General features: G+C 68.0%; 7 protein-coding genes. All 7 read right to left on the reverse strand.

Translation table 11 applies throughout. From position 1 onward, the window contains the following. Positions 1-2,072, reverse strand: a 2,072-nt coding sequence (locus ASG29_RS14665) for an acetyl/propionyl/methylcrotonyl-CoA carboxylase subunit alpha (protein WP_055985941.1), incomplete at its 3' end; no start/stop codon positions are given. Between the two features lie 134 nt (positions 2,073-2,206). Then, entirely contained in the window at positions 2,207-2,455 is a 249-nt protein-coding gene (locus ASG29_RS14670; RefSeq protein ID WP_055985944.1) for a DUF2442 domain-containing protein, read from the reverse strand. Then, the gene (locus ASG29_RS14675) at positions 2,439-2,672 is read right to left on the reverse strand and encodes a DUF4160 domain-containing protein (RefSeq protein ID WP_055985946.1); all 234 of its coding nucleotides are present in this window, start codon (positions 2,670-2,672) and stop codon (positions 2,439-2,441) included. The genes ASG29_RS14670 and ASG29_RS14675 overlap by 17 nt, the downstream gene beginning before the upstream one ends. Continuing rightward, on the reverse strand, positions 2,672-3,724 hold the full coding sequence (gene bioB / locus ASG29_RS14680) for a biotin synthase BioB (protein ID WP_055985950.1): 1,053 nt from the start codon (positions 3,722-3,724) through the stop codon (positions 2,672-2,674). Before bioB ends, ASG29_RS14675 begins: the two co-directional genes overlap by 1 nt. Then, positions 3,661-4,026, reverse strand: coding sequence for a lysozyme inhibitor LprI family protein (locus tag ASG29_RS14685; protein WP_235532945.1), 366 nt, complete (start codon positions 4,024-4,026; stop codon positions 3,661-3,663). Before ASG29_RS14685 ends, bioB begins: the two co-directional genes overlap by 64 nt. Before the next feature lie 125 nt (positions 4,027-4,151). Next, a complete protein-coding gene (gene scpA, locus ASG29_RS14690; protein ID WP_055986558.1) occupies positions 4,152-6,314 on the reverse strand; it encodes a methylmalonyl-CoA mutase in 2,163 nt (720 codons plus the stop codon). 221 nt (positions 6,315-6,535) lie between these two features. After that, on the reverse strand, positions 6,536-7,034 hold a 499-nt coding region (locus tag ASG29_RS17615; protein ID WP_235532946.1), incomplete at its 5' end, for an enoyl-CoA hydratase-related protein.

Genomic DNA, 7,034 nt, shown 5'->3' on the forward strand with positions numbered 1-7,034 from the left:
TCGAGCTCCAGGATCACCTGGTCGACCGCCAGGCTGTCGCCTTCCGCCGCGGACAGCGACTTCACGGTCGCGCTCTTCTCCGCGCGCAGGATGTTCTCCATCTTCATCGCCTCGACCACCGCCAGCGGCTGCCCGGCCTCCACCTTGTCGCCTTCCTTCACGTCCAGCCGGACGAGCAGGCCCGGCATCGGCGCGATCAGGAACTTGCTGAGGTCGGGCGGAATCTTCTCCAGCAGGTGGTCCGCGAGCGGCGCCACGCGCGCGGGCAGCACGCGCACCTTGTGGCCGGCGCCGCGCGCGTTGAGCAGGAAACCCGTGCGCGTCCGCGTCAGCTTCACCGTCAGCGTGTCGCCCTCCTCGTCGAGCGGCTCCACCGCCACGATGCGGTCGCCGGGCGTATATTCGATCGCGACGGGCAGTTCGACGCCGTCGACCGTCAGCGCATCGGGGGAGATGGTGACGGCATGGTCGACCTTCCCGATCCGCACCGTCCAGTCCGCGGGCGGATGCAGCCGGTCGCCCAATTGCCCGTCGATCCGGCGTGCGCGATCCGCCTCCGCCGTCGCCGCGAACGCCGCGACTCCCGCCAGCCGTCGCACGACGTCGTCCGACGCGGGGGCGCCGTGGAAGCCGTCGGGATATTCCTCCGCGATGAAGCCCGTCGTGATCTCGCCCGAGCGGAAGCGCGGATGCTGCATCAGCGCGGACAGGAAATCGAGGTTCGTCCCCGGCCCCTCGATCTCGAACGCGTCGAGCGCCGCGACCTGCGCATCGATCGCCTGTTCGCGCGTCGGCGCCCAGGTGATGAGCTTCGCGATCATGGGGTCGTAGAACATGCTGACCTCGCCCCCCTCGCGCACGCCGTCGTCGACGCGGACGCGGGGCGCATCGTCATTGCGAGCGGAGCGAAGCAATCCAGCGCCCCGCGCGTCGTCACCGGATTGCTTCGCTGCGCTCGCAATGACGGCGGTTTCGGCCGGCGGGGAATAGCGCACCAGCCGCCCGATGCTGGGCAGGAAGCCGCGATACGGGTCCTCGGCATAGACGCGGTTTTCCACCGACCAGCCGTTGATGCCGATATCCTTCTGCGCGAACGCCAGTTTCTCGCCATAGGCGACGCGGATCATCTGCTCGACCAGGTCGAGGCCGGTGATCTCCTCCGTCACGGGATGCTCGACCTGCAAACGGGTGTTCATTTCCAGGAAGTAGAACCCCTCCCCGCTCTTGTCCGCGCCGCTGACGATCAGTTCGACCGTGCCCGCGCTGTAGTAACCGACCGCCTTGGCCAGTGCGACGGCCTGCTCGCCCATCGCTTTCCGCATCTTGGGCGTCACGAACGGCGACGGCGCTTCCTCCACCACCTTCTGGTGGCGGCGCTGCACGCTGCATTCGCGTTCGTTCAGGTACAGGACGTTGCCGTGCTGGTCGCCCAGCACCTGGATCTCGATATGCCGCGGGCTTTCGATGAACTTTTCGATGAACACGCGGTCGTCGCCGAAGCTGGCCAGCCCCTCGCGCTTCGTCGCCTCGAACCCCTCGCGCACGTCCTGCTCGGAATACGCGAGGCGCATGCCCTTGCCGCCGCCGCCCGCGCTGGCCTTCATCATCACGGGATAGCCGATGCCGCTCGCGATCTCGACCGCGTGGTCGGTGCTGTCGATCTCGCCCAGGAAGCCGGGGACGACGTTGACGCCGGCTTCCTTGGCCAGCTTCTTCGACTCGATCTTGTCCCCCATCGCCGCGATCGCGTTCGGCGGCGGGCCGACGAAGGCGATCCCCGCCTCCGCGCACGCCTTCGCGAAGCTCTCGCGCTCGGACAGGAAGCCGTAGCCGGGATGGATGCAGTCCGCGCCGGTCTCCTTCGCGGCGAGCAGGATCAGCTCCGCCTTGAGATAGCTTTCCGCCGCGGGCGCCGGCCCGAGCCGGACCGCCTCGTCCGCCATCAGCACGTGCGGGGCGCGCGCGTCGGCATCGGAATAGACCGCGACTGTGGCGATCCCCATCTTCTTCGCGGTGCGGAACACCCGGCACGCGATCTCGCCACGGTTGGCGACCAGGATCTTCTTGAACATGACGGCCCCCTAAAAACTCTTCGGATCACGGCCGTCACCCTGAACTCGTTTCAGGGTTAATCGTGCCACGGGCACCGACGGCGTGTGTTGATGGATGGATGCTGAAACGCGTTCAGCATGCCGGAAAGACACGGTCATGCCGGCGCGCCGCGCAGCAATCCCTCGGTGCTCAGGTCTTCGTCCACGTCGGGCCAGTGGATGCCGTAACCCGCGCCGGCCTTCTGCCAATGTTCGCGCTGCGCGACCGTCGCGCGCAACAGGCGCGGATACCATGCAAGCGGCGCCGAGATGGTGCGCCCGTCCATCAGGTCCACGATCAGGCTCGCGTCGTCGAAGCGCACATCCAGCACCCGCTCGTCCGTCACCCTAGCCGAAATGTTCATGCCACGCCTCCGTCAGTGCCGACCGGTGCTCCGCGACCATGTCGAGGATGCCATTGATCTCGTGTGCGCGAAACCCGCGGCTCTTCGCCACTTTGATCGCGTCGAGCCAGACCTTGATGGTTGCCTCGCCGCGGTCGACGTGGACGTGCGGGGGTTCGTTCGGCTCGTGGCTGTAGAAATAGAAGCGGAACGCGCCGATCCGCAGCACGGTCGGCATTATTCCGCCGCCTCGCACACCCGCATCGGCTCTTCCGCGGTCATCGCGGTCAGGCCCAGCTTCGCCATCAGCGCGGCATCCGCATCGTCGCCGCGGTTGCCGGTGGTCAGCAACTTGTCGCCGGTGAAGATCGAATTCGCCCCCGCCATGAAGCACAGCGCCTGCGTCGCCTCCGACATGCTCTCGCGACCGGCGGACAACCGCACCATCGACCGGGGCATCGTGATCCGCGCCACCGCGACGGTGCGAACGAATTCGATGTCGTCGATCTTCGCCAGCGGCGTGTCCGCCAGCATGTCGCCCAGCACCGTGCCCTTCACCGGCACCAGCGCGTTGACCGGCACGCTTTCGGGATGCCGCGGCAGCGTGGCGAGCGCGTGGACGAAACCGACGCGATCCTCCCGCGTCTCGCCCATGCCGACGATCCCGCCGCAGCACACGTTGATGCCCGCGGTGCGCACATGCTCCAGCGTCTCCAGCCGGTCCGCGAAGGTCCGCGTGGTGATGACGCTGTCGTAGCGCTCGGGCGAGGTGTCGATGTTGTGGTTGTAATAATCCAGCCCGGCGTCGGCCAGCATCGCCGCCTGCGACGGCGTGAGCATGCCCAGCGTCATGCAGGTTTCCATGCCCATCTGGCGCACGCCCTTCACCATCTCCACGATGGCGGGCATGTCGCGGTCCTTCGGGTTGCGCCATGCCGCGCCCATGCAGAAGCGCTGCGATCCCGCGTCCTTCGCCTGCGCCGCCATCTGCAACACCGCGCGCGGGTCCATCAGCTTGGTGGCCTTCACCCCGCTGTCCGCGCTTTTCGACTGCGCGCAATAACCGCAATCCTCCGGGCAGCCGCCGGTCTTGATCGACAGGAGCGTGCACAATTGCACCTGCCCCGCGGCGTGGTGCGCGCGGTGGACGCCCTGCGCCTGCCACATCAGGTCGTCGAACGGCAGGGCGAAGAGGTCGGCGACCTCCTCGCGCGTCCAGGTGTTCCTTACTGCTGCCACATCAGGCCCTTCAACTGTCGTGTCCGTTCGGCGGTGAGGCCCGCGAGGCATTGCCGCTGCGCCATCGGTTGGAGCGATCCGCCCTGGAATTCCGCGGCGGCGATCCGGCATTGCGCGTCGCGGTACGCGAGCCACGCGCGCTGGCTGTTGAGCAGCGCGGCGGCATAGGCGAAGCCGTCGCCCGCCACCTCGCGCCGCTTCATCTGTGCATAGGTCCGCTTCCACTGCGCGTTCATCGCGGCGTCGGCGCGGGTATATGCCGCGCCGGCCTGCTCGTTCATCTCCATCTGCGTCTGCGCGGTGGCGGGGAGGGGGAGCAGGAGCGCGAGAAGATATGTCGTTCGACGAGCCACCCCTTCCGTCACCCCGGACTTGATCCGGGGTCCATCCCTCCGCGTATGCAACGCTTGATGTTCTCGTGGCACGATGGACCCCGGCTCGGGGGCCGGGGTGACGGGAATGTGGGAATGCCGATCCATCACGCCGCCTCCTCATCCGACGGCGGCATGTTGTGGCCCAGCAGGCGAAGCACGTCCTCCGCCGCCTTGATGAGGTTCGTGCCAGGGCCGAAGATCGCCTGCACCCCTGCATCGCGCAGCGCCTGATAGTCCTGCGCCGGGATCACGCCGCCCGCGATGACCTTGATATCCGGGCGTCCCGCGTCGGACAGATGGCCGATCAGCTCGGGGATCAGCGTCTTGTGCCCCGCCGCCAGCGACGACGCGCCGACGATGTCGACGTCCTTCTCCAGCGCCAGCACCGCGGCTTCCTTCGGCGTCTGGAACAGCGGCCCCGGCACGATCTCGAACCCCAGGTCGCCGAACATGCTGCTGACCAGATTGGCGCCGCGGTCGTGGCCGTCCTGCCCCATCTTCGCCACGAGCATCCGCGGCTTGCGTCCCAGCCGGCGCTCGGTCGCGGCGACGCCGTCCTCCAGCCGGGTCCAGCGCGCGTCGTCCTTGTACGCGCCGCCGTACACGCCCTTCACCGGCGTCGGTTGCGTCCCGTAGCGGTCGAACGCGACCTCCATCGCGCTGGAAATCTCGCCCAGCGTCGCGCGCGCCCGCGCCGCCTCGACCGCCAGTTCCAGCAGGTTCGCATTCCCCGCCGCGCCGTCGCGCAGCGCCGCCAGCGTCGCCTGGCACGCCGCCTCGTCGCGCGCGGCCTTCGTCGCCTGGATGCGGCGGATCTGCGCCTCGCGCACCGCATGGTTGTCGACGTCGAGGATCTCGATCGGATCCTCGTTGTCCTTGCGGTATTTGTTGACGCCGACGATCACATCCTCGCCGCGATCGACGCGCGCGGCGCGGGCGGCGCTGGCTTCCTCGATCATCGCCTTGGGCCAGCCCGCGGCGACCGCCTTCGCCATCCCGCCCTCGCGCTCCACGCGCTCGATAATCGCCCAGGCATCGTCGACCAGCCGCTTCGTCAGCGCCTCGATATAATAGCTGCCGCCCAGCGGATCGACGACGTTGCACATGCCGGTTTCCTCCTGGATCACCAGCTGCGTGTTGCGCGCGATGCGGGCGGAGAAATCGGTGGGGAGCGCGATCGCCTCGTCCAGCGCGTTGGTGTGGAGCGACTGCGTCCCCCCCAGCATCGCCGCCATCGCCTCGATCGTGGTGCGCATGACGTTGTTGTACGGGTCCTGCTCGGTCAGGCTAACCCCGCTGGTCTGGCAATGCGTGCGCAGCATCTTGCTACGTTCGTCCTTCGCGCCCAGGTTCGTCATGACGCGATGCCACAGGACGCGCGCGGCGCGCAGCTTCGCGATTTCCATGAAGAAGTTCATGCCGATCGCGAAGAAGAAGCTCAGGCGCCCGGCGAACTTGTCGATGTCGAGGCCCGACGCGACGCCATACTTCACGTATTCCATCCCGTCCGCGATCGTGAACGCCAGCTCCTGCACCTGCGTCGCGCCGGCTTCCTGCATGTGGTAGCCGCTGATCGAGATGCTGTTGAACTTGGGCATCTCGCGCGACGTGTAGCCGAAGATGTCGCTGATTATCCGCATGCTGGGTTCGGGCGGGTAGATATAGGTGTTGCGGACCATGAACTCCTTCAGGATGTCGTTCTGGATCGTCCCGTCCAGCAGCTTGCGGTCGACACCCTGTTCCTCGCCCGCCACGATGAAGAAGGCGAGTATCGGGATCACCGCGCCGTTCATCGTCATGCTGACCGACATCTGGTCCAGCGGGATGCCGTCGAACAGGATCTTCATGTCCTCGACGCTGTCGATCGCGACGCCCGCCTTGCCGACGTCGCCGGTCACGCGCGGATGGTCGCTGTCGTAGCCGCGGTGGGTGGCCAGATCGAACGCGACCGACAGGCCCTTCTGCCCCGCCTTCAGGTTGCGGTGGTAGAAGGCGTTGGACGCCTCCGCGGTGGAGAAGCCCGCATATTGCCGGATCGTCCACGGCCGCCCGGCATACATCGACGCGCGCACCCCGCGCGTGAACGGCGCGAAACCGGGCAGGCCGGGGTCCCAGCCGTTGACATCCGCGGCGGTATACAGCGGCTTGACGTCGATCCCCTCCGGCGTCGGCCAGGTCAGGTCCTTGCCCTTCACCTCCTTCGCCGCGGCGGTGGCCCAGGTGTCGAGCCCCGGCGCGGGCGGCGGCGCGGCCACTTCGGTGGGCATCGGTGCCGGCGCGGGCGCGGCGCCGACGTCCTCGCCGGTGTTGGTCTCGATCGTGGGTTCGGTCATCACTGCATCCCTTCCTCTCCCGGCGGGAGAGGATACGAAGGCTTGGCAGCGTGCTGCCTAGCCGAAAGTTGGTGAGGGCACGCCGGTCGCCGCCCTCACCCTTCCGCCGCCTGACGGCGGCTCCCTCCCTCTCCCGATGGGAGAGGGAAAGATTATCATTTCCCCGTGAACGCCGGCTTGCGCTTTTCGAGGAAGCTCAAGCCCCCCTCGCGCGCGTCCTGCGATCCGCCCGCGGCGCGCTGGCCCTCGGCCTCGGCGCGCAGCACCTGGTCGAACGTGCCGTCCAGCGCGGTGACGATGTTGCGGCGCATCGCACCCAGCGCCACCGTCGGCCCCGCCGCCAGCCGCGTGGCGAGCGACAGCGCCTCGTCAAACAGCGCGGCATCGTCCACCGCCTTGTAGATCAGGCCCCAGCTTTCGGCCTGCTCCGCGCCGACGCGCTCGCCCAGCATCATCATCTGCGTCGCCCGCGCCTTCCCGATCGCGCGGGTCAGCAGCCACGTCGACCCGCCATCGGGGACGAGGCCGATGTTGACGAACGCCTGGAGGAAATACGCGCTCTTTCCCGCCAGCACGAAATCGCCGACCAGCCCCATCGAGCAGCCGACGCCCGCCGCCGGGCCGTTCACCGCGGTCACGACGGGGACCGGCAGG

The sequence above is a fragment of the Sphingomonas sp. Leaf412 genome (assembly GCF_001425405.1).
In the GTDB taxonomy this organism is placed as follows: Bacteria; Pseudomonadota; Alphaproteobacteria; order Sphingomonadales; family Sphingomonadaceae; genus Sphingomonas.

What these genes read in the sequence shown, in the direction of transcription:
- ASG29_RS14670 (WP_055985944.1), bottom strand. Translation starts at nt 2,455, where the DNA reads ATGAACATTTCGGCTAGGGTGACGGACGAGCGGGTGCTGGATGTGCGC.
- scpA (WP_055986558.1), bottom strand. Translation starts at nt 6,314, where the DNA reads ATGCCCACCGAAGTGGCCGCGCCGCCGCCCGCGCCGGGGCTCGACACC.
- bioB (WP_055985950.1), bottom strand. Translation starts at nt 3,724, where the DNA reads ATGCCTCGCGGGCCTCACCGCCGAACGGACACGACAGTTGAAGGGCCT.
- ASG29_RS14675 (WP_055985946.1), bottom strand. Translation starts at nt 2,672, where the DNA reads ATGCCGACCGTGCTGCGGATCGGCGCGTTCCGCTTCTATTTCTACAGC.